Raw genomic sequence first — 21,469 nt, forward strand, 5'->3', positions numbered from 1 at the left:
CTCGGCTCGCCTTCCTCAGCGCTTCGCGCCGTCCGCCGCGACCGGAACGACCTCGGCCTTCACGGCCACCGGCGCATCGCCCGCGGGCACGCGCACCAGTTCCTCGGGCGTCTCGCCGCCGTAGTCGTTGAGCGTGGTGAAGTTGACCTGGATCGCCTGCGGCGCCTTCACCGCGGTCAGCGGATATACCGACTCTCCGAAGGGCGGCACCATGTCGGCGTTGATGTCCTGCTGGCCGCCGTTGATCTTGAGACCGGTGAAGGTCACGTGGTAGGGCGTCGGGTTGCCGATCCGAAGCACCGCGCCCTGCGCGCCGCCGGCCACCGCCCACTGCAGTTGCGCGCGGGCCTCCTCGGACTTGCCGCCCAGGCCGCTGGGCCGGTAGAACAGCTTGATGCGGCTGCGCACCGCGATCTGCAGCACGTTCTCGTCCTTCGAGCGCTCGGGGATCTCCTTCACGTTGAGCCAGAACACCGACTCGCGGTCGGCGGGCAGCTCGCCCGCCACGCGCATGATGCGCAGGATGTTCTCCATGCCGGGATCGAGCCGCGACAGCGGCGGCGTGACCAGCATCGGGGTCTTGTTCTTGCCTTCGCCGGCGTCGATCCAGGCCTGGACCACGTAGGGCGAGGTGCCGGTGTTCTTCACCGGAATCGAGGCTTCGCGGTCCTTCTCGCCCAGGATGACGCGCGTGCCACCGAGCATCACGCCCGCCGCGGCCGGCCATTGAAGGCAGAGCATCGCCACGATGCCCAGGGTCCAACGAATTCGATTCTTGCTGCACATACGACGGGTTCCTCGGTGCGGTGGACGCTGGCGTCCGGGCGCACCCCAGCACGGCGGCGCACGCGGCGCACCGGCGGAAAAAAGACGGGTGATGGAAAAAACCGGCCAACGCGGCGCGCCCACGCGAGGTCGCCGCGCCGCGTCGGTCCGGAGCGGAATCCGGCCGGCGCCTGCGCGATGGCAGGGGCCGGATCCCGCGTCAGTGGCTTACTTGTAGTTGACCGTGAACTGGGCCACCGAGTTGGCCGGACCGACCGTCACGGTGTCCTTGGTCGACACGTACACGGCCTGGAACTTCAGGGCGTTGTCGCCCTGGCCCAGAACGTACTGCGCCGATTCCGAGCCGAGCGGAATCTTGGTGGCGGCGGAATCGCCGAGCTCGATGGCCACGCCCGAAGCGGTGGTCACGCCGACCTGGCCGGCATTCGCCAGGCGCAGGGTGGTGGCGTCGTCGAGGTCGGGCGTGCCGGTGAACGACACGGTCGCGCCCTTGGCGGTGGCGCCGCAGCCGAGCAGGTCGATCGTGAACTTCGACGGCGTGGCCTTCTTGCCCTTGCCGCCGTCGAGCACCGTACGCGCGACCTTGCCCAGCGGCACGGTCATGTTCTGGCTGTTCGGCGAGATCGAGCAGGGCGCATCGACGATTTCGCCCGTGAAGTTGATGGTGCCGTCGGCAGCCATCGCGCCTTGAGACAGCGCACCGGCAACAGCGGCCAGAGCCGCCAGCTTGAAGAAACTTTTACGCATCTGAATTCCCTGGGGATTGTTAACAAAAGGACTACATGCCTTTACAAGGCAGAGCGCAGTCTATTAATCAATTCCTAGGAGAAGAAGTGCATTTGGCCTCAGTTGACAGTGGTTGACATTGTTAACTAACTGTTTGTGAACTAAAGCCAATCGCGAACTTTTCGATACGAAAGTTTTGCCAAATACTACCCAGCTGTCATCACTCGGTCGCCACCTGCAGGACCAGCTTGCCGAAGTTGGCGCCGCTGAAGAGCCGGTTCAGGGCCTCGGGGAAGGTATCGAGGCCCTGCACGATGTCTTCCTTGCTCTTCATACGCCCATCTTTCAGGTAGCCGGCCAATTCGGCAATGGCCACGGGATAGCGGTCGGCGTAGTCGAACACCACGATGCCTTCCATGCGGGCCCGGTTCACCAGCAGGCTCAGGTAGTTGCGCGGGCCGGCCGCAGGCATGCTGTTGGCGTTGTTGTACTGGCTGATGGCGCCGCAGATGATGATGCGGGCCTTGCGCGCGATGCGCGCCAGCACGAGGTCGAGGATCTCGCCGCCGACGTTGTCGAAGTAGATGTCCACGCCCTTGGGGCAGTGCTGCTTGAGGCCGTCGCGCACGGCGGCGGCGCCGGCCTTGTAGTCGATGCAGGCGTCGAAGCCCAGCTCCTTGACCACCCAGTCGCACTTGGCCTCGCCGCCCGCGATGCCGACCACGCGGCAGCCCTTGATCTTGGCCAGCTGGCCCACGGTCTGGCCGACCGCGCCGGCGGCGCCCGAGATCACGACGGTCTCGCCGGCCTTGGGCTGGCCCACGTCCATCAGGCCGAAGTAGCCGGTCATGCCGGGCATGCCCAGCACGTTGAGCCACTGGGTGATGCTGCCCACGCGCAGGTCGATCTTCACCAGGCCGTTGCGCTTGATCTCCTCCTGCGGGATCAGCATGTATTCCTGCACGTTGAGCGTGCCGTAGACGGTGTCGCCGACCGCGAACTGCGGGTTCTTCGAGGCGATGACGCGGCCGATGCCGCCGGCGCGCATCACGGCGCCGATCTCGACCGGCGGGATGTAGCTCTTGGCGTCGTTGAGCCAGCCGCGCATGGCCGGGTCGAGCGACAGCGACAGCGTCTTGACCAGCACGCCGCCCTCGGCCGGCTGGGCCACGGGCTCGCTGCCGAAGCTCCAGTGCTCGCGCGTGGCGGCGCCCTCGGGACGCTTGGCAAGGCGGACCTGGTGGTTGACGAGTGCGGTGGTGTCGGTCATGAAGCGTCTCCTGGAGATGGGGCCCGCGCCCCGGTGTGGCGGATGCGGCGCATGCTAGCCGCGCCGCTCCAGGCAGCGCGTAGCGCAGGCGACAGCCAGGCCCGCGCTCAGCCCAGCCGCACCACGATCTGCAGCCCCGGCGAGGCATTGCGCACCCGCAGGCTGCCGCCGTGCGCCTCGGCGATCAGCCGGCACAGGTACATGCCCAGGCCGACGCCGCCGGTGGCGCGCTGGCGCGCGCCGTCGGTGCGGTAGAAGGCCTCGGTCAGCCGCTCGAGCTGCGCCTCGTCCACGCCCGGGCCGAAGTCGCGCACCTCGATCTCCACGCCCTGCGCCTGGCCCTCGAGCACGGCGCGCACCGACACGCTCGGCGGACGCGGCGCCTCGGTGCTGTAGCGCAGCGCGTTGTCCAGCAGGTTGCGCACCAGCAGGCGGATGCGCATGCGATCCACCGAATGGGCCGGCAGGCCCTCGGCGAGGTCGAGGTGGACCTCGCGCGCGGCCGGCATCTCGGCCACGGTCTCGCGCACCAGCGCCGCGAGGTCGATGCGCTCGCGCTGCAGCGCCGCGTGCGGGCTCGCGAGCCGTTCGCTCTCGAGCAGGTCGCTGATCAGGTCGCGCATCTCGTTGAGATCGCGCAGCAGCGCCTCGCGCTCGGCCCGGCCTTCGGCCGTGGACGGCAGCAGTTCGGCATTGAGCCGCGCGCGCGTGAGCGGCGAGCGCAGCTCGTGGCTCAGCGCCAGCAGCAGGCCGCGCTTGGCATCGAGCATGGCCTGGATGTCGTGGGCCATGGTGTTGATGTGTTCCGCGAGGTCGCCGATGTCGTCGTTGCGCCGCACCGGGATCGGTCGCTCGAAGTCGCCGCGGCCGAAGCGCTGCGCGCCCTCGCGGATGTCGATCAGCGGCCGCAGCAGCCGGCTCACGTAGGCATAGCCCAGCACCACGAGCAGCAGCAGCAGGCTCAGCGTGGCCCAGCCGGCCGCGCGCGGCGCGATCTGCCACAGCCGCGGCGCCCAGCCGAAGATCACGCGGTGGCCGTCGGCCGTGGGCCGGATGAACCACTTGTCGCCCCACATCGATTCGTCGTGGTCGCGCATCCAGCCGCCGCGCGTGCCGTGCTCGCCGGGATTGGAATCCCAGTTGACGGTCGGCCCCACGATGCGGATGGTGATCGGCAGGCGGTCGACCAGCGCCTGCGCGCGCGACACGTCGGGCGGCGTGCCGAGCTCGGCCACCAGCCGGTCGGCGTAGTCGACCAGCATCGGCTGCGCGGCCTCGGCCCAGCCGGTGGAGAAGGACTTCTTCATGCCCGCGAGGAACACGCCGGTCATGACCACCGCGAGCAGCACGAACATCATCACCAGCCGGATGCGCAGCGAGCGGCGCCAGCGGCGCTTGCCCTGCACCTTCTCGTGCCACTGCGCATGCCACTGCCGGTGCAGCTCGTCACGGCGGCAGGCGAAGGCGTGCCACGCGCCCTCGCGATCGCGGCGTTCCCTGCGGCGGAAGTTCATGAAGAAGGCTCGCCGGGCGCCACGGCCAGCGCGTAGCCCGCGTTGCGCAGCGTCTTGATGCAGTCCAGCGGCTCGAGCTTCTTGCGCAGGCGGCTCACCACGATGTCGACCGCGCGCGTGTAGAGCTCGGCCTCGTGGCCGCGCAGCCGGTTGAGGATGTCGTCGCGGCTGAACACCTTGCCGGGCTCGGCCGCCAGCAGCGCCAGCAGCTCGAACTCGGTGCCGGTGAGGTCGACGCGCTCGCCCTGACGCAGCACCAGGCGCCGGTCGAGGTCGATCGCCAGGCCGTCGAACACGCGCTGCTGCGACGCGGCCGCCGCGGGCGGCGCGACGCGCTGGCGCCGCAGGATGGTCTGCACGCGCGCCACCAGCTCGCGCGGCTCGAAGGGCTTGGGCACGTAGTCGTCGGCACCGAGCTCGAGGCCGACCACGCGGTCCATCACCTCGCCGCGCGCGGTCAGCATCACGATCGGGATGTCGCTTTCCTTGCGGATCTCGCGGCACAGCGCGAAGCCGTCCATCTCGGGCAGCATGACGTCGAGGATGGCGGCGTCGAAGCTCTCGGCGCGCAGCCGCGCCAGGCCTTCGCTGGGCCGCACGGCGCTCTCGAGCGTGCAGCCGAAGCGCGCGAAGTAGCTCGCCAGCGGCGCGCCGAGATGCTCGTCGTCGTCGATCAGCAGGATGCGCGGCATGGGCGGATTGTGCCTCCTGGCCAGGAGCTGGCTGATGATCAACCCGCCCGGCATCGCACCGCCACGACGAGGCCGGCCGCGAGCGCGGCGAGCAGGACCAGGTGATAGGCGACATCGGGCACGGTCTGCGGCCCGATGCCGATCGCGATGGTGAACAGGCCCACCAGCGTGCCGAGCAGCGCGAAGCCCTGGGCACGGATCGCGAACCAGCGCGTCCAGGCCGGGCGCAGCCAGCTCGCGGCCGCGGCACCCACCAGCACCAGCGCGATCACGGCCTCGGCCGTGCGCGCCTGCGCATGCGCGAAGCCGGGGATCAGCCGGCCCGCGTGCACGGCCGAGGCAGTGCCGAGCGCGAGCGCCTCGGCCAGCAGCCAGGTGCGCGCGACGGCGGGGCGCAGCACGGGCCGCACGACATCGTCGGGACGCGCGCTCACCATGGGTCCTGCCTTCCGACGCGGCCCAGGTGCGTGAAGCCGAAGCCCGCCTCGTACTTGAGGCCGAAGCCCAGCGTCCGGTCGAACGCGATGTGCGCGGCCCAGACCAGTGCCAGCGGCAGCGCGAAGGGCAGCGCCACCAGCAGGCCCAGCGCGCCGATGCCCAGCGGCACCAGGTACGAGTGCGCGAGGTTGTAGACCCGCGCGCCGATGCGTGCATTGGCCAGGTAGCCGAGCATCGACAGGTCGGGCAGCAGGAACAGCAGCGCGAACAGGCCCCAGCCGCTGCCGGTGCGGTCGTAGGCGATCAGCGCGCCCGCCAGCACGGCCAGCGCCTCGAGCCGCAGCGTGGTGCGCACGCCGCCGGTCGCGGCGCCTTCCTGCGCATCGGTCGCGGCATCGCTCGCGCGGCGCGCGGCCTGGCGCCGCAGCGCGATCAGGTCGGCCAGGTTCGGTTCGATGGTCTTCATGGTGTGCTCGCATCAGGTGGAGGGCGCCGGGCCCCGGAAAGGATGGGAATGCGGCCCCGGCCGAGGGTCGGGGCCGCCGGTGCATCAGCCTTGGCGGCTCCAGCGGCGTCCGCCGCGCTCCATGAACTCGCGCACCTTCTGCTGCTGCGCGGGGTTCAGGTGGTCGAAGAAGTCGGCCGCCGCGGCGATGATCTCGGGGCTGCCGCTGCGCAGCGCCGCGGTCTTCTCGTCGACCAGGCGCGTGGCGCCGGCCTGGTCGAGCTTGTTGCCGGCGAACAGGGCGCGGAACTGCGAACGCGGGTCGCCCGAGCCGTCGGCGCCGCGCAGGGCCTGGCGCTGCGCCTGCAGCTTCTCGGCCAGCACGGTGAGCTTCTGCTTCTGCGCTGCATCGAGGTCGAGCTTGCTGCCCACGCGCTCGACCATCTTGGCGCGGAACTCGGCGCTGTCGCCGTTCCAGCCGTGGCGATGGCCGGCGCAGCCGGCGACGCTGCCGGCCACCACGGCGAGCCCGGCAAAACCGAAGAGCGTGCGTTTGATCCAGTGTTTCATGACGGGTCCTTGTGTGTGTTGGAGGAGGAAGCTCGATGGTGCTTTCGGGGCGGCTTCGCGTCCTTTCACCGCGGTATCGGCGTGTTTCGTTTTATTGCGGCGCGAGGCGGGAGGGCCGAAACGAAAAAGCGACGCCGATGCGTCGCTTGCTTCCGGGGGCGCGAAGGGCCGTGTCGCTCAGAGCTTGCTGGCGTCGCGCGAGGCGGCGGCGCGTGCGTCCACCGGGTTCTGCAGCGTCGAGATCACCTTGCTGTTGACGCGCGAACCCGAGCTCACGTTCTGGTCGGGCGCGGCCGCGGTGCGCACTGCCTCGGCCACCACGCTGGCACGGTCGGTGGAGCGCGCCACGGTCTCGGGACCGCGCGAGCCGCGCGTCACGTTCTGGTTCGGTGCCGCGGCGGCGCGCACGGCTTCCTCGTTGATCTCGGCGCGGGTCTTGGCCGACACGGCCTGGTGCACGCCGTCATAGCTTTCGGCCTTGGCGCCCGCGGCGGCGAGCATGGCGAAGGAGGCGACGGCGACAGCCTGGGTCAGGGAGAGCTTCATGGATCGGGCCTTTCAGGGTTGGTGAAGAGAAGGCCTGATCGTGCTTGCCGGCGCGCGGCAAGTCCTTTCGCTGCGGTTTCGGCGTGTTTCGTTTTATTGCGGCGGGCTTGAAGCGCGCGCGGCGCTCAGCCCGCGAGCATGGTGGCGGGATCGTCCGAGTCGACCACCGAGCGCGCCCAGGCCTCGAGCTTGCTCGTGTCGGCGCGCAGCACCTCCTGCTTGACCGCGAGGATGCGAGAGGGATGCATCGAGAAGCTGCGCAGCCCCAGGCCCAGCAGCAGCCGCGTGAAGGCCACGTCGCCCGCCATCTCGCCGCACACCGCCACGGCCTTGCCCTGGCGCCGGCACTCCGCGATGGTGTCGGCCACCAGCTTGAGCACCGCCGGATGGGCCGGGTCGTAGAGATGCGCCACCGACTCGTCGGCGCGGTCGATCGCCAGCGTGTACTGGATCAGGTCGTTGGTGCCGATCGAGAGGAAGTCGAAGTGCTTCAGGAAGGTGCGCAGCGTGAGCGCCGCGGCCGGGATCTCGATCATGGCACCGAGCTTCACCTGGCCGTGCACCGCGCCGCGGTTGTCGAGCTCGGTGCGCGCGAGCGCGAGCAGCGCCAGCGTCTGGCGGATCTCGCTCGCATGCGCGAGCATCGGGATCAGCAGGTGGATCTCGCCGTGCGCGGCCGCGCGCAGGATGGCGCGCAACTGCGTGAGGAACATCGCGGGATCGGCCAGGCTCCAGCGGATGGCGCGCAGGCCGAGCGCGGGGTTCAGGTGCTCCTGCTTGTTGGCGGACTTGTTGTCCAGCGGCTTGTCGGCGCCCACGTCGATGGTGCGGATGGTGACCGGCATGCCCTGCATGCCCTCGACCGCGCGCTTGTAGGCCTGGTACTGCTCCTCCTCGTCGGGCAGCCGGGTCTGGCGCGCCGACGACTCGCGGCCCATGAACAGGAACTCGCTGCGGAACAGGCCCACGCCGACCGCGCCGGCCTTCATCGCGCCCACCGTGTCCTCTGGCATCTCGATGTTGGCGAGCAGCTCGACGCGCTGGCCGTCGAGCGTGACGGCCGGCTTGTGGCGCAGCCGCGCAAGGCGCCCGCGCTCGAGGTCGCCCTGGCGCTGCTTGAAGCCGTACTCGGCCAGGATGATCGGCGAGGGATCGATGATCATCACGCCGGCATCGCCGTCGATGATGACCCAGTCGTCCTGCCGCACCAGCTGGCTCGCGGTGCGCGCGCCGACCACGGCCGGCACGTCCATGCTGCGCGCCACGATCGCGGTGTGCGAGGTGCGTCCGCCGACGTCGGTGACGAAGCCGGCGAACACGCTCTTCTTGAACTGCAGCATGTCGGCCGGCGAGAGGTCGTGCGCGATCAGCACCAGCGGCACGTCGATGCCGTCGCCCGCGGTGAGGTCGTCGTCCTCGTCGGACGAGGCGCGCTTGCGCCGCGGCGGGCTCGGTGCCAGCACCGCGGCCGTTCCCTTCATGCGGTGCAGCAGCCGCTCCACCACCTGCTCGAGGTCGGCCTTGCGCTCGCGCAGGTACTCGTCCTCCATCTCGTCGAACTGGCGCGCGACGATCTCCAGCTGCGTGGTCAGCGCCCATTCGGCGTTGTAGAGCCGCTCGGTGATCCAGTGCTTGACGCCGCCGGTCAGCGCCTCGTCCTGCAGCAGCAGCTGGTGCACCTCGAGCAGCGCCGCGAGTTCGTGCGGCGCGTCGTTGGGCCCCATCTGCGCGACGCTGGTCTGCAGCTTGGCGAGTTCCTCGGCCACCTCGTTGCGCGCGATGCGCACCCGGTCGATCTCGGTCTCGATCTCCTCGGGCTTGATGAAGTAGTGGGCCACGTCGATGCGGCTCGACACCACCAGCACCGCGCGGCCGATGGCGATGCCACGGGCGACGGGGAGGCCGTGGACTGCGAAGGTCATTCGCCCTCGCCGAACTTGTCGTCCATGAGCTGGACGATGGCGTTCATCGCTTCTTCTTCCTGCGGCCCGTTGGTCTCGAGCTCGACGGTCGAGCCGAGCCCGGCGGCCAGCATCATCACGCCCATGATGCTCTTGGCGTTGATGCGGCGGTCACCGCGCGAGAGCCACACCTCGCAGGGGAAGCTGCCGGCGAGCTTGGTCAGCTTGGCCGATGCGCGCGCATGCAGTCCCAGCTTATTGCTGATGGTCACGGATTTCTTGATCACTGTGCTTTCTCTTGGCCTGGTTCTGCGGTGCCGCCACCGCCACTTGCATCACGCCCGAAGTGCCGCCAGTGATGGCGCGCTGCACGAGCACGTCGAGCGGCTCGTGCCGGTAGGTCACGGCGCGCAGCAGCATCGGAAGATTGACGCCCGCCACGAGCCGCGAGCGCACGCCGTCCACCAGCTTCTGCGCCACGTTGCAGGGCGTGGCGCCGAACACGTCGGCCAGCACCAGCACCTGCACGCGCGGCCCGTTGAGCTGCTGCGCGAGCGTGATGCGCGCGGCCGCCAGGGTTTCCTCGGGCGGCACGTTGGGCAGCACGTCGAGCGCGACGATGGCGTTCTCGCTGTCGGGAAACACATGCAGCGCGCACTTCCGCAACGCTTGTGCGAACGGCGAATGGGCAATGATGAGGATGCTGTTCATGCGGCTCGGGGGACGGCGCTTCGATTATGCGGGGGCGCCCGGAGGAAGTAGATAGACGACATAACGCGCCAGCCCGCAAGCTTGGCCATTGCGCAACGGACGCCGCGGCGCGCGGCAGCGACGCACGATCGAAACCGTCGCCGCGCGCGGCTCATGGCAGCCGCAGTCCTTCGAAGAAGGTCTTGGCGGCCTCGCCCGACGAGGGCCGGCCCAGCACCATCGCCTGGTAGAGCGACACGGCGCCCGGGGGCGTCGAGCGGGTCTCGGCCTGGGCGAACCACAGCACCTGCAGCGGCTGCCCCGTGGGCGTGGCCGGCGCGTCGAGCCGCAGCGGCGCGGGCACGGGGGCGGCGCGCGGCACCGTGGCGGGCGCCTCGGTGGTGGCCGCGCCCTGCAGCTGCTCGCGCGTGGCGAGCTGCCAGGCGCGCAGCCAGCTCTCGGCCTGGGCGGTATCGGCGGCGGTGGCATGCGCGATCGCGAAGGTGGCACCGCCGGCCTCGCAGCCGGCCATGTCGACCTGCACCGATTCGGCGCCCAGCGGCTGCGCGCGGGTGGCGCGGTCGGCCTTGCAGGGCAGCAGCGCGACCAGGCCGGCCTCGGCCACCGGGACTTCGCGCCAGTTGAAGGTCGGGCTGCAGGCCGCGAGCGCGAGGACCGCGGCGGCGGCGCAGGCGGCGCGCGCACGGCGGCGAAGACGGGAGGTGGGCAGCGGCATGGGGATCGGATTATCGATCCACCGTTCCACGGAGACTGTCGCGCGCGCCTGCACGTTCGGACGCACGGAACTAGAATCGCGCCGCCCCACTCAGTCAGCAGCCATGAAAAAGTACGTTATCGCAGCCGCCGTTGCCGTCGCCCTGGCCACCGGCGTGGGGGTGTACCTCGGCTCGGGCACCACCGCGGCGCCCGCCTCGACCTTCGTGCTGCTCGACGGCACGAAGAAGAGCACCGAGGACCTCAAGGGCAAGGTCACGCTGGTCAACTTCTGGGCCACGAGCTGCGTGACCTGCGTCGGCGAGATGCCCAAGGTGATCGCCACCTACGACAAGTACAAGGCGCGCGGCTACGACACGCTGGCGGTGGCCATGAGCTACGACCCGCCGAGCTACGTCGTCAATTTCGCCGAAACCCGCAAGCTGCCGTTCAAGGTGGCGATCGACAACACCGGCAGCGTGGCGCAGGCCTGGGGCGACGTGAAGCTCACGCCGACCACCTACCTCGTGAACAAGCAGGGCCAGATCGTCAAGCGCTACGTGGGCGAACCCGATTTCGCCGAGCTGCACAAGCTGATCGAGAAGCTGCTGGCCGAGGCCTGAGCCCTCCTCCTGCCCGCCAAAAAGGCGCTGCCCGTGACCGGGCAGCGCCTTTTCGTTGGGGCAAGCGATGGCGGATCAGCGGTCGCGGAAGCTGTCGTGGCAAGCCTTGCAGCTCGCGGCGGTCGGACCGAACTGGGCCTTGAGCGCATCGATGTTGCCGGCCTTGGCGGCCACCAGCAGCTTGCCGGTCTCGGCGATCAGCTTGTCCTGGTGCTCCTTGAACTTCGGCGCTTCCTTCCAGACCTCGGGCTTGGCCTTGCCGCCCTCGGTGCCGGCGCCGAAGCCGGCCCAGGGCAGCTTCGCCATGTCGGCCACCACCTCGGCATTGGCCGCGGCGGCGGCCGCGTCGTAGGGCGCGCGGCCATTGGCCATGGCGCCCAGGCGGCCGAAGTGCTGCGACATGACGAACAGCGCGCTCTGGCGGTACTTGATGGCGTCTTCAGGCTTCGCGAACTGGGCCGCGGCCGGCAGGGTGGTGGCGGCGCAGGCGGCGGCCAGCGCGAAGGTGGCGAGTCGGATCATCGGGGTCCTCCTGACGTGGGGAAATCGTGGGTGATGCCGTCGGGCGCGGCACCTGCGCGGCAGTGTAGGGGCAGGCCGGCCGGCGCGCATAGCAACAACCCGATGGAGCGGACGGCCCGGACTTTGCTAATCTGCGCCTTCCGCAGCCTTGCGCTCCCCCCTCCTTCGATGACCGACTCCCCCGCGGCCGCGGCGTCCCGCCAGGCCACCCGAACACGCGTCTGGGACCTGCCGACCCGGCTGTTCCACTGGGCCCTGGCCGCCGCCGTGATCGGGCTGATCGCCACCGGCCTCGGCGGCGTCATGGAATGGCACTTCCGCCTCGGCTACACGGTGCTCGCGCTGCTGCTGTTCCGGCTGGTCTGGGGTTTCGTCGGCGGACGCTGGTCGCGCTTCGCGGCCTTCGTCTACGCGCCGGGCTCGCTCCTCGCCTACCTGCGCGGCCGCGCCCATCCCGACCACCTGATCGGCCACACGCCGCTGGGCGCGCTGTCGGTGTTCGCGGTGCTCGCGATCCTGGCGCTGCAGGTGGCCACCGGCCTCGTGGCCGACGACGAGATCTCGGCCGCGGGGCCGCTCACGCGCTTCGTCTCGGGCGATCTCGTGAGCCTGGCCACGGGCTGGCACAGCACGCAGGGCAAGTGGATCGTGATCGCGCTCGCGAGCCTGCACGTGCTCGCGGTGCTGTTCTACGTGCTGGTGAAGCGCCACCGGCTGGTCGCTCCGATGCTCTCGGGCGACAAGCACATCGCTGCCGCCGGCAGCCGCGACGACGCCGCGTCGCGCGGCTTCGCGCTGGTGCTCGCGCTGCTGTGCGCGGGCGTCGCGTACTGGGTTTCGTCGTTGCGCGCATGAGCTCATCCGTCTCACGCCCCCTGCCGCTGTCGGACACGCCGGCCGTCGTGCTGCTCACGCCCGACGAGGCCCACGAACTCGAGGCCGCGCGCCTCATCTTCCGCGACTACGCCGCCTCGCTGGGCATCGATCTCGATTTCCAGAATTTCGACCAGGAACTGGCCGCGCTGCCGGGCGAATACGTCGAGCCGCGCGGCACGCTGCTGCTGGCGCTGGTCGATCCGGCGCACGTCAGGGACGAGGCCGGCCGCGCCACGCCCACGCTGGTGCGCGCCGATGGCCGGCTCGCGCACGTGGCCGGCTGCTGCGCGCTGCGGCCGCTCGACAGCGCGGACTACGTGAATGCGGCGGAGATGAAGCGCCTGTACGTGCGCCCGGGCTTTCGCGGCCTGGGGCTGGGCCGCCAGCTCGCCGAGGCGATCCTCGACGCGGCGCGTGGCGCGGGCTACGGCTGCGTGCTGCTCGACACGCTCGACGAGATGGAGTCGGCGCGTGCCCTCTACGAGGACCTGGGCTTCGCCGAGGTGCCGCCCTTCTATCACAACCCCATCGCGGGGGCGCACTACCTGAAGGTGGACCTGTAGGCGTCGCCCCGGCTTCGCCGCTTCAGCCCTTGGCTTGCGCCAGCAGCGTCTCGGCGTTGCTGACCTCGAACTTGCCCGGTGCCTCGACATTGAGCGTCGCGACCTTGCCGTCCTTCACGAGCATCGAGTAGCGGTTGCTGCGCAGGCCCATGCCACGGCCCGTGAGGTCCAGCGTGAGGCCGGTGGCCTTGGCGAAGTCTGCGCTGCCGTCGGCCAGCATGCGCACCTTGGCGCCGGTCTTCTGGTCGCGCGCCCAGGCGCCCATCACGAAGGCGTCGTTCACGCTCACGCACCAGATCTCGTCCACGCCCGCGGCCTTGAAGTCGTCGAAGTGCTGCACATAGCCGGGCACGTGCTTGGCCGAGCAGGTGGGCGTGAAGGCGCCCGGCAGCGCGAACAGCGCGATCGTCTTGCCGGCCGTTGCCTTGCTCACGTCGACGGGGTTCGGGCCAATGCTGCAGCCTTCGCCCTCGACTTCGGAATACTCCTGCAGGGTGGCCGAGGGAAGGGTGTCGCCGACTTTGATCATTTGAAAGTGCTCCTGGAAAAAGAAAAACGGCCCACATTGTGGGCCGTTTCGCGATGGACTGCCGGCTGCCTCGCGGAGCCGGCTTACCCGAGGGGGATCAGACCAGGACGGCCTTCTCGACCAGACGGGTCACGACCCAGTTCTTGGTCTTCGAGATCGGACGGCTTTCCGTGATCTCGATGGTGTCGCCCAGCTTGTACTCGCCCTTTTCGTCATGGGCGTGGTACTTGCTCGTCTTCGCCACGATCTTGCCGTAGAGCTCGTGCTTCACACGGCGCTCGACCAGCACGGTCACGGTCTTGGCACGCTTGTCGCTGACCACCTTGCCGATCAAGGTGCGCTTGAGGGATTTTTTAGCTTCCGTCATGTTCACTCCTTACTTGGCGGCTTGGGTTTCTTGCTGCTTCTGAGCAAGAACGGTCTTGGCGCGCGCGATGTCGCGACGCGTCACGCGCAGCGTCGAGGTGTTCGACAGCTGTTGCGTGGCTTTCTGCATGCGCAGGCCGAAATGGGCCTTCTGCAGATCCTTGATTTCGGCTTGCAGACCGGCGACGTCCTTCTCGCGCAGTGCTGCTGCCTTGCTCACCTTGGCCGGAGCCGCGGCTTCTTTCTTCTTACGTGTTGCCATGGATGTTCTCCTCTCAGGCGCCGAGCTGGCGCGAGACGAACGTCGTGCGCAGCGGCAGCTTGGCAGCGGCCAGGCGGAAGGCTTCGCGGGCGAGTTCTTCGGGCACGCCGACGATCTCGAACACGATCTTGCCGGGCTGGATCTCGGCGACGTAGTACTCGGGGTTGCCCTTGCCGTTACCCATCCGCACTTCTGCGGGCTTGGTCGAGATCGGCTTGTCGGGGAACACGCGGATCCAGATACGGCCACCGCGCTTCACGTGACGCGAAATCGCGCGGCGAGCGGCTTCGATCTGGCGCGCCGTGAGGCGGCCGCGGTCGGTGCATTTCAGACCGAAGTCACCGAAGGCCACCGAGTTGCCCCGGGTGGCGACGCCGGTGTTGCGGCCCTTTTGTTCCTTGCGGAACTTTCTGCGTGCAGGTTGCAGCATGTCTTGTTACTCCGTGAGGACTGCCCCGGGCTTTCAGTGCGAATGCACACCCGGGGCTACAGACCGATTACTCGGTCTTGGCACCGTCCGCTGCTGCAGCGGGCGCGGCTTTGCGGACGCGCTTAACGGCGGGTTTCGAGTCTGCACCGGCACCGCCGGTTGCTTCTGCGGGCTTGTCGCTGCCGTCGGCGGGAGCGGTGTTGCCACCGATCGGGCCACGGGCACCGGCACGCGGGCCGCCGCGGCGGTCACCGCCCGGACGGTCGCCACCCGGGCGGCCATCGCGGCGCGGACCACGCGGACGACGCTCTTCCTCGGGACGCGGGGTCTCGACGGCGGGCAGGTCGTTGCGGCCCAGGGTGTCGCCCTTGTAGACCCACACCTTGACGCCGATGACGCCGTAGGTGGTCTTGGCTTCCGAGGTGCCGTAGTCGATGTCGGCGCGCAGCGTGTGAAGCGGCACGCGACCTTCGCGGTACCACTCGGTACGAGCGATTTCGATGCCGTTCAGGCGGCCGGCCGACATGATCTTGATGCCCTGGGCACCCAGACGCATGGCGTTCTGCATGGCACGCTTCATGGCGCGGCGGAACATGATCCGCTTTTCGAGCTGCTGCGTGATGCTGTCGGCGATCAGCTGGGCATCGATTTCGGGCTTGCGCACTTCCTCGATGTTCACTGCCACCGGCACGCCGAGCTGGCGGCCCAGTTCGCGCTTGAGGTTCTCGATGTCTTCGCCCTTCTTGCCGATCACGACGCCCGGACGAGCCGAGTAGATCGTGATGCGGGCGTTCTTGGCGGGACGCTCGATCAGGACGCGCGACACCGAAGCGTTCTTCAGCTTCTTCTTCAGGTATTCGCGAACCTTGATGTCTTCGGCCAGCATGCCCGCGAAATCGCGGTCGCTGGCGTACCAGCGGCTGGACCAGTTACGGGTAACCGCCAGACGGAAGCCGGTCGGATGGATTTTCTGTCCCATATTTCTTCCAGGCTCTTAGTTGCCAACCGTCACGTACACATGGCACGTGGGCTTGCTGATGCGATTGCCGCGACCCTTGGCGCGCGCCGTGAAGCGCTTGAGCGTGGCGCCCTGTTCGACGTAGATGGTCTTGACCTTCAGTTCGTCGATGTCGGCACCGTCGTTGTGCTCCGCGTTGGCGATGGCCGACTCGAGCACCTTCTTGACGATCACAGCGGCCTTCTTCTGCGTGAATTGCAGGATGTTGAGCGCTTGATCGACCTTCTTGCCGCGGATCAGGTCGGCGACCAGACGGCCCTTGTCGACCGAGAGGCGGACACCGCGGAGGACTGCACGTGTTTCAGACATGGTCGTTCCTTACTTCTTCTGGACTTTCTTGTCCGCGGGGTGCCCCTTGAACGTGCGCGTGAGCGCAAATTCGCCGAGCTTGTGGCCGACCATCTGGTCGGTGATGTACACGGGCACGTGCTGCTTGCCGTTGTGCACGGCAATGGTCAGGCCGATGAATTCGGGCAGGACCATCGAGCGGCGCGACCAGGTCTTGATCGGCTTCTTGTCCTTCGTCGTCACGGCCTTGTCGGCCTTGGCAACGAGGTGATGGTCAACAAACGGACCCTTTTTGAGAGAGCGAGTCATTTGCTATCCCTTACTTCTTGCGGCGCGACACGATGAAGACCTGCGTGCGCTTGTTGTTACGGGTACGGTAACCCTTGGTCAGGTTGCCCCACGGGTCGACAGGGTGACGGCCTTCGCCGGTCTTGCCTTCGCCACCACCGTGCGGGTGGTCGACCGGGTTCATCACCACGCCGCGAACGGTCGGGCGGATACCCATCCAGCGCTTCACACCGGCCTTGCCGAGCTGGCGCAGGCTGTGTTCTTCGTTGGCCACTTCACCGATGGTCGCGCGGCATTCGATGTGAATGCGGCGGACTTCGCCCGAACGCATGCGGACCTGGGCGTAGACGCCTTCACGGGCCAGCAGCGTGGCCGAGGTACCGGCCGAGCGGGCGATCTGCGCGCCCTTGCCGGGCTGCAGTTCGATGCAGTGGATCGTCGAACCCACCGGAATGTTGCGGATCGGCAGCGTGTTGCCGGCGCGGATCGGAGCTTCCGAACCCGACAGCAGCGTTGCACCGGCTTCCAGACCGCGCGGGGCGATGATGTAGCGGCGCTCGCCGTCGGCGTAGCAGACCAGCGCGATGTGGGCGGTGCGGTTCGGGTCGTACTCGATGCGCTCGACCTTCGCCGGGATGCCGTCCTTGTTGCGACGGAAGTCCACCACGCGGTAGTGGTGCTTGTGACCGCCGCCCTTGTGACGGGTCGTGATGTGGCCGTTGTTGTTGCGGCCGGCCTTCTGGAACTGGGGTTCCAGCAGGGATGCGAGCGGAGCACCCTTGTACAGGTGGTCACGCGAGATCTTCACCGCGCCGCGTTGGCCCGGCGAAGTGGGTTTCATCTTGATGACGGCCATGATTAAGCGCCTTCCCCGACGAGGTTGAGCTCTTGACCGGCCTTCAGCGTGACGTAGGCCTTGCGAACGTGGTCGCGGCGGCCGACGGACTTGCCGAAGCGCTTGGTCTTGCCCTTGATGTTGGCAACCGACACGCCCTTGACTTCGACCTTGAACATCAGTTCGACGGCGGCCTTGATCTCGGGCTTGGTGGCGTCTTGCAACACCTTGAAAGTGACAGCGTTCGACTTCTCGCCGACCATCGTGGCCTTTTCGGACACGATCGGGGCGACCAGCACGTTCATGAGACGGCCTTCGTCGAACTGACGTTGAGCAGGGGTGGGGTTCACGCGGCTCATGCGAACATCTCCTTGAGCTTGTCGACGGCACCCTTGGTGACCAGCACCTTCTTGTAGTGCACCAGCGACACCGGGTCTGCGTAGCGCGGCTCGACCACGAGGACGTTCACCAGGTTGCGCGAGGCAAGGTAAAGGTTCTCGTCGACTTCTTCGGCGATCACGAGCACGGAGTCGAGATTCATCGCCTTGAAGCGGGCAGCCAGCGGCTTGGTCTTGGGCGAGTCGACCTTGATCGAATCGACCACGGCCAGACGGCCTTCGCGAGCGAGTTGCGAGAAGATGGACGCCATGCCGGCGCGGTACATCTTCTTGTTGATCTTCTGCGAGAAGTTTTCGTCAGGCATGTTCGGGAAGATCCGGCCACCCCCGCGCCACAGCGGCGAGGACGTCATACCGGCACGGGCGCGGCCCGTTCCCTTTTGCTTGAAAGGCTTCTTGGTCGAGTGCTTGACCTGTTCGCGGTCCTTCTGGGCGCGCGTGCCTTGGCGGGCGTTGGCCTGGAATGCGACGACGATCTGGTGGACCAGGTCTTCGTTGTAGTCACGGCCGAACACGGTTTCGGGGGCGTCGTACTTCGACGCGGCCTGACCTTGCTCGTTCAGGAGTTCGAGTTCCATTACTTCGCTCCTTCAGCCGCTTGCGGCTTGGCCTTGACGGCGGGACGCACGGTGACGAAGCCACCCTTCGAACCCGGGATCGCGCCCTTGATGAGCAGCAGTTGACGCGCTTCGTCGATGCGGAACACCGACAGGTTCTGCGTCGTGCGGGTGACGTCGCCGAGGTGGCCCGTCATGCGCTTGCCGGGGAACACGCGACCGGGATCCTGCGCCATGCCGATCGAGCCGGGCACGTTGTGCGAACGGCTGTTACCGTGCGACGCGCGCTGCGAGCTCATGTTGTGGCGCTTGATCGTGCCGGCGTAGCCCTTGCCGATGGAGGTGCCTTGCACGTCCACCTTCTGGCCCACGGAGAACACGCTGCCGGCCGCGATCACGCCGCCAGCCTGGTGCTGACCTGCGGTATCTGCGGTGACGCGGAATTCCTGGATGATTTCGCCAGCTTCGACACCCGCCTTGGCGAGGTGGCCGGCTTCGGGCTTGGTCACGCGCGATGCTTTGCGCGAACCGAACGTCACTTGCAGTGCGACGTAGCCATCGGTCTCTTGCGACTTGATCTGGGTCACGCGGTTGTTCGACACATCCACCACCGTGACAGGAACTGCGTCCCCGTCATCGGTGAAGAGACGCATCATCCCCACCTTGCGGCCCAGCAACCCGAGGGAGTTGCTCAGACTCATGTGTTTTCTCCAAAAAATGGAAGCTTCTCCCGCCGCTGCCACTTCAATTGGCGACAGCGTTTGACCGAAGTCGTATGACCGACTCGCGGCAACGGGGGAAGGTTGATAAATCTCCGACCTGCACGTACCTTGCGGACGCAACAAGGGCAGAGCCAGCGATTATAGCCCGCGTCCTGCGCGGGTTGCAAGTGCTGGAAAAGGCCCCTTTCGGGGCGGCTGCAACGGCTCCTGGAGGCCGCTTTTTGCCTATTTGGCGGGCATCGTGACGATGCTGTCGCCTTCCTTGGTGGTCTGGGTGTCGCCCTGCGTCTTCATCAACGGTGCCGCTCCGGTCTGGATCGGGATCGAGATGGCGCTGCTCGCGCCGCCCTGGGTCACGAACACGTTCAGGTAGCGCAGCCCGTCCGATTCGCCGATGACCGACAGCGTCGCGGTGCTGCGTTGGCCGGCGGGAAGCGTCAGCGGCGCGCCGTTTCGCAGCGTCAGGCCGGGGTCCGCGGTGAAGCGCACCGACGCGCCCTGCGGATCGGTCACGTCGTCGAACTGCAGCACCACCGACGTGGCGCTCCCCGCCCGCGGCACTCCGTCGACACGGTACTGCACCGCGACACCGGCGCCGTTTGACTTCTGCACGGCCGTGGTCATGGGTGCCGCCGCCGCCTTGTGCGGCACGCGCTTGTGCACGCGCGAGTCCGGCGTGCCGTCGGCCAGCGCCCAGGTCGTCAGCACCGCCAGCGAGAGCGCCGCGACGGCGGTCCGTGTGTTCGAGCGAATCGTCATGGCCATCATTCCTCTTACTGGATCGCGACGCTGATGCAGTTCGCGCCCGAGCTGTTGAGATCGGTGACGGCCAGCACGTACTCGCCGGCCGGCAGGCTGACCTTGTTGCCCGACCGCGGGATCTGGCCGGCGCGGAACACGGCGAAATCCGGATTCACCGTCGGCGCGCTCGACGCCACCGAGATCTGGTACTCGCGCGTGGTGGGTGCCACGAAGCGCAGGTAGGCGTAGTTGCCCAGTTTGTTGCCGCGTCCCGCCACGGTCGAGACGCAGGCATTGGCGAGCGAGCCCACCACGGCGCTGCCGTACAGGGGCAGTGCGTTCGGCACGCTCGGCGTTCCACCGCCGTTGCCCTCGGCTTCGCCGAACGGATCGTTGGCACCGGCGCTGATGTTCTGCGCGCTCAGGAGGCCCGCCAATGCCGACGCGCTGCCGGGCGCCGCCGCATTGAAGGCCGCGGTGAACGGATGGATCGAGGTCACGGCGGCGCCGCCCCTGAACTGCGCGCTGGTCATCGCATCGTGGATCGGCTTGAAGCCCACCTGCTGGTTGAGATTCCAGAAGATCGAGTGGATCGAGCGCTCGCGGTACCAGCCCGGATTGCTGGATGGCCCCGCCGCCAGGTTGACCGACACGCTGACGTCGGGCGCGACCTGCCCTTCGCCGCGGGAATCGACATAGTTGCTGCGGCCGAGCGCAATGCCCGACCAGCCGTTGCCCCAGCCTTCGGAGAAGGCCACGCGGCGATCGAGGCGGTCGCTCAGGTCGTGCGATCCACCGACCGAATCGTCCCGGCTGAAGGACGACTGGTAGTAGTGCCCCCACTCGTGCGCGATCACCGGCGCATCGAACTCGTCGGTGTCCACGTTCTCCTTGCCGAGCACGTAGATCTCGCGGCCGGTGCTGCGGTTGGTGAAGAAGGTGCTGCCGATCTGACCGAGCGCGAGGCTGCCGCCGCTCGGCACGTTGTTCGGGCTCCAGAACACCTTCAGCGGCGGGAAGTTCGTCGCGGGCGCCACCGACAGCACCTTCAGCATCGAGGTGTAGACCGTATCGAGCACCGCGAACGGTGCCGATACGCGGGGCCCGGTATAGCTCGAGCCGCCCCATCCCGAATCCGCGCGCAGGTCGCGCGTCAGCGCCGCGGAGCCGGTCGCGAAGGCGGCCGACTGCATCGAGTAGAGCGGTGTGTTGGCGCCGGTGTTGTCCCGCACGCTGACGTCCCATGCCGCGGTCTGGAGCTGGGCTCGGACACGAACGCTCACCGTGCTGTTCGCCGGCACCGACACCGAATAGTTGCCGTTGGCGTCGGTGGCCGTCACCGCGACCTGGTTCGACAGTGCATCGAGCACCTCGACGAAGGCGCCGCGCACCGGCTTCGCGACAGTGGACGAATAGACCAGCGGCCCGCTGTTGTTGGGCACCGAGTCGTAGGTGGCCTTGCCGCTGAGCGTGACCCCACCGATTACCGGGGGCGGAAAACCGATCGGGATTCCACCGCCGCCACCACCACCGCCTCCACCGCAACCCGCGAGGAGCGCCGCGGCAATCGACGCCGAACCGATACCAGAAAGAATCCTGTGGCTCATAGCTTGTGCTGCCCTCATTCAGCTCCGGCCAACGCATCGATGGCCGGTGGTGCGCGAGGATGCCACAGACGACGCGCAAATGACAAAGGCCCGCTCACATTTCCGTGAACGGGCCTCGAGGAGCGATGCCGCGCTCGGCGCGCGAGCGGGCTTCGTTCGATGCTGCTTACTGCAGCTTGATCTCGACGTCGACGCCGGCCGGCAGGTCGAGCTTCATCAGCGCGTCCACGGTCTTGTCGGTGGGGTCGACGATGTCCATCAGGCGCTGGTGCGTGCGGATCTCGAGCTGGTCGCGGCTGGTCTTGTTGACGTGCGGCGAGCGCAGGATGTCGAAACGCTTCAGGCGAGTCGGCAGGGGCACCGGGCCCTTGACGATCGCGCCGGTGCGCTTCGCGGTGTCAACGATCTCGGCGGCCGATTGGTCGATCAGCTTGTAGTCGAACGCCTTCAGGCGGATGCGGATTTTTTGCTTGGTTGCCATGGTGTTTCCTTTGCGTTCGGCTTAGATGTCGAGGATCTTGGCCACGACGCCCGAACCCACGGTACGGCCGC

31 protein-coding genes are annotated in these 21,469 nt (G+C 68.0%); 3 read left to right on the top strand and 28 right to left on the bottom strand.

Annotation, left to right across the window (positions count from 1 at the left end; genetic code table 11):
- Nucleotides 1-15: 15 nt before the first annotated feature.
- From KV106_RS32740 to KV106_RS32800, 13 genes are all read right to left on the bottom strand, one after another.
- The gene (locus tag KV106_RS32740) at nt 16-741 is read right to left on the bottom strand and encodes a fimbrial biogenesis chaperone (RefSeq protein ID WP_261215562.1); all 726 of its coding nucleotides are present in this window, start codon (nt 739-741) and stop codon (nt 16-18) included.
- 252 nt (nt 742-993) lie between these two features.
- The gene (locus tag KV106_RS32745; RefSeq protein ID WP_057596172.1) at nt 994-1,533 is read right to left on the bottom strand and encodes a fimbrial protein; all 540 of its coding nucleotides are present in this window, start codon (nt 1,531-1,533) and stop codon (nt 994-996) included.
- A 199-nt stretch (nt 1,534-1,732) separates the two neighbouring features.
- Nucleotides 1,733-2,782, bottom strand: coding sequence for an NADP-dependent oxidoreductase (locus KV106_RS32750; RefSeq protein WP_057596171.1), 1,050 nt, complete (start codon nt 2,780-2,782; stop codon nt 1,733-1,735).
- Nucleotides 2,783-2,889: 107 nt separating this feature from the next.
- Nucleotides 2,890-4,296 carry a HAMP domain-containing sensor histidine kinase gene (locus KV106_RS32755; RefSeq protein ID WP_057596170.1) on the bottom strand — a complete coding sequence of 469 codons (1,407 nt, stop codon included), beginning with the start codon at nt 4,294-4,296 and terminating at the stop codon, nt 2,890-2,892.
- Nucleotides 4,293-4,988, bottom strand: coding sequence for a response regulator transcription factor (locus tag KV106_RS32760; RefSeq protein WP_057596169.1), 696 nt, complete (start codon nt 4,986-4,988; stop codon nt 4,293-4,295). The genes KV106_RS32755 and KV106_RS32760 overlap by 4 nt, the downstream gene beginning before the upstream one ends.
- Before the next feature lie 38 nt (nt 4,989-5,026).
- Nucleotides 5,027-5,425 (bottom strand): hypothetical protein, encoded by a 399-nt coding sequence (locus tag KV106_RS32765; RefSeq protein ID WP_409976582.1) that lies wholly within the window; start codon nt 5,423-5,425, stop codon nt 5,027-5,029.
- Nucleotides 5,419-5,892, bottom strand: a complete 474-nt coding sequence (locus KV106_RS32770; RefSeq protein ID WP_261215569.1) for a DUF4260 domain-containing protein — start codon at nt 5,890-5,892, stop codon at nt 5,419-5,421. The genes KV106_RS32765 and KV106_RS32770 overlap by 7 nt, the downstream gene beginning before the upstream one ends.
- Before the next feature lie 84 nt (nt 5,893-5,976).
- Nucleotides 5,977-6,441: a Spy/CpxP family protein refolding chaperone gene (locus KV106_RS32775; protein ID WP_261215571.1), complete on the bottom strand. Its 465-nt coding sequence runs from the start codon at nt 6,439-6,441 to the stop codon at nt 5,977-5,979.
- 177 nt (nt 6,442-6,618) lie between these two features.
- Nucleotides 6,619-6,987, bottom strand: a complete 369-nt coding sequence (locus KV106_RS32780; protein WP_057596166.1) for a hypothetical protein — start codon at nt 6,985-6,987, stop codon at nt 6,619-6,621.
- Nucleotides 6,988-7,112: 125 nt separating this feature from the next.
- The gene (gene ptsP, locus KV106_RS32785; RefSeq protein WP_057596165.1) at nt 7,113-8,909 is read right to left on the bottom strand and encodes a phosphoenolpyruvate--protein phosphotransferase; all 1,797 of its coding nucleotides are present in this window, start codon (nt 8,907-8,909) and stop codon (nt 7,113-7,115) included.
- Nucleotides 8,906-9,175: an HPr family phosphocarrier protein gene (locus tag KV106_RS32790; RefSeq protein ID WP_057596164.1), complete on the bottom strand. Its 270-nt coding sequence runs from the start codon at nt 9,173-9,175 to the stop codon at nt 8,906-8,908. Before KV106_RS32790 ends, ptsP begins: the two co-directional genes overlap by 4 nt.
- The gene (locus tag KV106_RS32795; protein ID WP_057596163.1) at nt 9,144-9,599 is read right to left on the bottom strand and encodes a PTS sugar transporter subunit IIA; all 456 of its coding nucleotides are present in this window, start codon (nt 9,597-9,599) and stop codon (nt 9,144-9,146) included. The genes KV106_RS32790 and KV106_RS32795 overlap by 32 nt, the downstream gene beginning before the upstream one ends.
- 151 nt (nt 9,600-9,750) lie before the next feature.
- Entirely contained in the window at nt 9,751-10,314 is a 564-nt protein-coding gene (locus KV106_RS32800; protein ID WP_261215576.1) for a hypothetical protein, read from the bottom strand.
- A 103-nt stretch (nt 10,315-10,417) separates the two neighbouring features.
- On the opposite strand from KV106_RS32800, the gene KV106_RS32805 reads away from it, so the two are divergent.
- On the top strand, nt 10,418-10,915 hold the full coding sequence (locus KV106_RS32805; RefSeq protein ID WP_057596161.1) for a TlpA family protein disulfide reductase: 498 nt from the start codon (nt 10,418-10,420) through the stop codon (nt 10,913-10,915).
- Nucleotides 10,916-10,990: 75 nt separating this feature from the next.
- Here the strand turns inward: KV106_RS32805 and KV106_RS32810 are convergent, their stop codons facing one another.
- Nucleotides 10,991-11,437: a c-type cytochrome gene (locus KV106_RS32810; RefSeq protein ID WP_057596160.1), complete on the bottom strand. Its 447-nt coding sequence runs from the start codon at nt 11,435-11,437 to the stop codon at nt 10,991-10,993.
- 168 nt (nt 11,438-11,605) lie between these two features.
- On the opposite strand from KV106_RS32810, the gene KV106_RS32815 reads away from it, so the two are divergent.
- Entirely contained in the window at nt 11,606-12,292 is a 687-nt protein-coding gene (locus KV106_RS32815) for a cytochrome b/b6 domain-containing protein (RefSeq protein WP_261215580.1), read from the top strand.
- Entirely contained in the window at nt 12,289-12,876 is a 588-nt protein-coding gene (locus KV106_RS32820) for a GNAT family N-acetyltransferase (protein ID WP_261215582.1), read from the top strand. The genes KV106_RS32815 and KV106_RS32820 overlap by 4 nt, the downstream gene beginning before the upstream one ends.
- A gap of 22 nt (nt 12,877-12,898) precedes the next feature.
- On the opposite strand, the gene KV106_RS32825 is transcribed toward KV106_RS32820, so the two are convergent.
- The 14 genes from KV106_RS32825 to rpsJ form a co-directional block, all read right to left on the bottom strand.
- Nucleotides 12,899-13,405, bottom strand: coding sequence for a peroxiredoxin (locus KV106_RS32825; RefSeq protein ID WP_057596157.1), 507 nt, complete (start codon nt 13,403-13,405; stop codon nt 12,899-12,901).
- Nucleotides 13,406-13,502: 97 nt separating this feature from the next.
- On the bottom strand, nt 13,503-13,772 hold the full coding sequence (gene rpsQ, locus KV106_RS32830) for a 30S ribosomal protein S17 (protein ID WP_015867662.1): 270 nt from the start codon (nt 13,770-13,772) through the stop codon (nt 13,503-13,505).
- Between the two features lie 9 nt (nt 13,773-13,781).
- Nucleotides 13,782-13,991 carry a 50S ribosomal protein L29 gene (gene rpmC / locus KV106_RS32835; protein ID WP_057596180.1) on the bottom strand — a complete coding sequence of 70 codons (210 nt, stop codon included), beginning with the start codon at nt 13,989-13,991 and terminating at the stop codon, nt 13,782-13,784.
- A gap of 55 nt (nt 13,992-14,046) precedes the next feature.
- Entirely contained in the window at nt 14,047-14,463 is a 417-nt protein-coding gene (rplP, locus tag KV106_RS32840) for a 50S ribosomal protein L16 (protein ID WP_057596155.1), read from the bottom strand.
- A 67-nt stretch (nt 14,464-14,530) separates the two neighbouring features.
- Nucleotides 14,531-15,442 (bottom strand): 30S ribosomal protein S3, encoded by a 912-nt coding sequence (gene rpsC / locus KV106_RS32845; RefSeq protein WP_057596153.1) that lies wholly within the window; start codon nt 15,440-15,442, stop codon nt 14,531-14,533.
- Between the two features lie 15 nt (nt 15,443-15,457).
- Nucleotides 15,458-15,790, bottom strand: coding sequence for a 50S ribosomal protein L22 (rplV, locus tag KV106_RS32850; RefSeq protein WP_019657678.1), 333 nt, complete (start codon nt 15,788-15,790; stop codon nt 15,458-15,460).
- Between the two features lie 9 nt (nt 15,791-15,799).
- Nucleotides 15,800-16,078, bottom strand: coding sequence for a 30S ribosomal protein S19 (gene rpsS / locus KV106_RS32855; protein WP_007838132.1), 279 nt, complete (start codon nt 16,076-16,078; stop codon nt 15,800-15,802).
- Between the two features lie 10 nt (nt 16,079-16,088).
- Nucleotides 16,089-16,913, bottom strand: a complete 825-nt coding sequence (gene rplB, locus KV106_RS32860; RefSeq protein WP_057596151.1) for a 50S ribosomal protein L2 — start codon at nt 16,911-16,913, stop codon at nt 16,089-16,091.
- Nucleotides 16,914-16,915: 2 nt separating this feature from the next.
- Nucleotides 16,916-17,251: a 50S ribosomal protein L23 gene (gene rplW, locus KV106_RS32865; RefSeq protein ID WP_057596149.1), complete on the bottom strand. Its 336-nt coding sequence runs from the start codon at nt 17,249-17,251 to the stop codon at nt 16,916-16,918.
- The gene (gene rplD / locus KV106_RS32870; protein ID WP_057596147.1) at nt 17,248-17,868 is read right to left on the bottom strand and encodes a 50S ribosomal protein L4; all 621 of its coding nucleotides are present in this window, start codon (nt 17,866-17,868) and stop codon (nt 17,248-17,250) included. Before rplD ends, rplW begins: the two co-directional genes overlap by 4 nt.
- Nucleotides 17,868-18,548, bottom strand: coding sequence for a 50S ribosomal protein L3 (rplC, locus tag KV106_RS32875; protein ID WP_057596145.1), 681 nt, complete (start codon nt 18,546-18,548; stop codon nt 17,868-17,870). The genes rplD and rplC overlap by 1 nt, the downstream gene beginning before the upstream one ends.
- A gap of 246 nt (nt 18,549-18,794) precedes the next feature.
- Nucleotides 18,795-19,328 (bottom strand): hypothetical protein, encoded by a 534-nt coding sequence (locus tag KV106_RS32880; RefSeq protein WP_261215609.1) that lies wholly within the window; start codon nt 19,326-19,328, stop codon nt 18,795-18,797.
- A 14-nt stretch (nt 19,329-19,342) separates the two neighbouring features.
- Nucleotides 19,343-20,752 (bottom strand): carboxypeptidase-like regulatory domain-containing protein, encoded by a 1,410-nt coding sequence (locus tag KV106_RS32885; protein ID WP_261215610.1) that lies wholly within the window; start codon nt 20,750-20,752, stop codon nt 19,343-19,345.
- A gap of 331 nt (nt 20,753-21,083) precedes the next feature.
- The gene (gene rpsJ / locus KV106_RS32890) at nt 21,084-21,398 is read right to left on the bottom strand and encodes a 30S ribosomal protein S10 (protein WP_057596142.1); all 315 of its coding nucleotides are present in this window, start codon (nt 21,396-21,398) and stop codon (nt 21,084-21,086) included.
- Nucleotides 21,399-21,469: the final 71 nt, after the last annotated feature.

The organism is Variovorax endophyticus (assembly GCF_025376855.1).
In the GTDB taxonomy this organism is placed as follows: Bacteria; Pseudomonadota; Gammaproteobacteria; order Burkholderiales; family Burkholderiaceae_C; genus Variovorax.

What these genes read in the sequence shown, in the direction of transcription:
- KV106_RS32740 (WP_261215562.1), bottom strand. Translation starts at nt 741, where the DNA reads ATGCTCTGCCTTCAATGGCCGGCCGCGGCGGGCGTGATGCTCGGTGGC.
- KV106_RS32745 (WP_057596172.1), bottom strand. Translation starts at nt 1,533, where the DNA reads ATGCGTAAAAGTTTCTTCAAGCTGGCGGCTCTGGCCGCTGTTGCCGGT.
- KV106_RS32750 (WP_057596171.1), bottom strand. Translation starts at nt 2,782, where the DNA reads ATGACCGACACCACCGCACTCGTCAACCACCAGGTCCGCCTTGCCAAG.
- KV106_RS32755 (WP_057596170.1), bottom strand. Translation starts at nt 4,296, where the DNA reads ATGAACTTCCGCCGCAGGGAACGCCGCGATCGCGAGGGCGCGTGGCAC.
- KV106_RS32760 (WP_057596169.1), bottom strand. Translation starts at nt 4,988, where the DNA reads ATGCCGCGCATCCTGCTGATCGACGACGACGAGCATCTCGGCGCGCCG.
- KV106_RS32765 (WP_409976582.1), bottom strand. Translation starts at nt 5,425, where the DNA reads ATGGTGAGCGCGCGTCCCGACGATGTCGTGCGGCCCGTGCTGCGCCCC.
- KV106_RS32770 (WP_261215569.1), bottom strand. Translation starts at nt 5,892, where the DNA reads ATGAAGACCATCGAACCGAACCTGGCCGACCTGATCGCGCTGCGGCGC.
- KV106_RS32775 (WP_261215571.1), bottom strand. Translation starts at nt 6,441, where the DNA reads ATGAAACACTGGATCAAACGCACGCTCTTCGGTTTTGCCGGGCTCGCC.
- KV106_RS32780 (WP_057596166.1), bottom strand. Translation starts at nt 6,987, where the DNA reads ATGAAGCTCTCCCTGACCCAGGCTGTCGCCGTCGCCTCCTTCGCCATG.
- ptsP (WP_057596165.1), bottom strand. Translation starts at nt 8,909, where the DNA reads ATGACCTTCGCAGTCCACGGCCTCCCCGTCGCCCGTGGCATCGCCATC.
- KV106_RS32795 (WP_057596163.1), bottom strand. Translation starts at nt 9,599, where the DNA reads ATGAACAGCATCCTCATCATTGCCCATTCGCCGTTCGCACAAGCGTTG.
- KV106_RS32800 (WP_261215576.1), bottom strand. Translation starts at nt 10,314, where the DNA reads ATGCCGCTGCCCACCTCCCGTCTTCGCCGCCGTGCGCGCGCCGCCTGC.
- KV106_RS32805 (WP_057596161.1), top strand. Translation starts at nt 10,418, where the DNA reads ATGAAAAAGTACGTTATCGCAGCCGCCGTTGCCGTCGCCCTGGCCACC.
- KV106_RS32810 (WP_057596160.1), bottom strand. Translation starts at nt 11,437, where the DNA reads ATGATCCGACTCGCCACCTTCGCGCTGGCCGCCGCCTGCGCCGCCACC.
- KV106_RS32815 (WP_261215580.1), top strand. Translation starts at nt 11,606, where the DNA reads ATGACCGACTCCCCCGCGGCCGCGGCGTCCCGCCAGGCCACCCGAACA.
- KV106_RS32820 (WP_261215582.1), top strand. Translation starts at nt 12,289, where the DNA reads ATGAGCTCATCCGTCTCACGCCCCCTGCCGCTGTCGGACACGCCGGCC.
- KV106_RS32825 (WP_057596157.1), bottom strand. Translation starts at nt 13,405, where the DNA reads ATGATCAAAGTCGGCGACACCCTTCCCTCGGCCACCCTGCAGGAGTAT.
- rpsQ (WP_015867662.1), bottom strand. Translation starts at nt 13,772, where the DNA reads ATGACGGAAGCTAAAAAATCCCTCAAGCGCACCTTGATCGGCAAGGTG.
- rplP (WP_057596155.1), bottom strand. Translation starts at nt 14,463, where the DNA reads ATGCTGCAACCTGCACGCAGAAAGTTCCGCAAGGAACAAAAGGGCCGC.
- rpsC (WP_057596153.1), bottom strand. Translation starts at nt 15,442, where the DNA reads ATGGGACAGAAAATCCATCCGACCGGCTTCCGTCTGGCGGTTACCCGT.
- rplV (WP_019657678.1), bottom strand. Translation starts at nt 15,790, where the DNA reads ATGTCTGAAACACGTGCAGTCCTCCGCGGTGTCCGCCTCTCGGTCGAC.
- rpsS (WP_007838132.1), bottom strand. Translation starts at nt 16,078, where the DNA reads ATGACTCGCTCTCTCAAAAAGGGTCCGTTTGTTGACCATCACCTCGTT.
- rplB (WP_057596151.1), bottom strand. Translation starts at nt 16,913, where the DNA reads ATGGCCGTCATCAAGATGAAACCCACTTCGCCGGGCCAACGCGGCGCG.
- rplW (WP_057596149.1), bottom strand. Translation starts at nt 17,251, where the DNA reads ATGAGCCGCGTGAACCCCACCCCTGCTCAACGTCAGTTCGACGAAGGC.
- rplD (WP_057596147.1), bottom strand. Translation starts at nt 17,868, where the DNA reads ATGGAACTCGAACTCCTGAACGAGCAAGGTCAGGCCGCGTCGAAGTAC.
- rplC (WP_057596145.1), bottom strand. Translation starts at nt 18,548, where the DNA reads ATGAGTCTGAGCAACTCCCTCGGGTTGCTGGGCCGCAAGGTGGGGATG.
- KV106_RS32880 (WP_261215609.1), bottom strand. Translation starts at nt 19,328, where the DNA reads ATGACGATTCGCTCGAACACACGGACCGCCGTCGCGGCGCTCTCGCTG.
- rpsJ (WP_057596142.1), bottom strand. Translation starts at nt 21,398, where the DNA reads ATGGCAACCAAGCAAAAAATCCGCATCCGCCTGAAGGCGTTCGACTAC.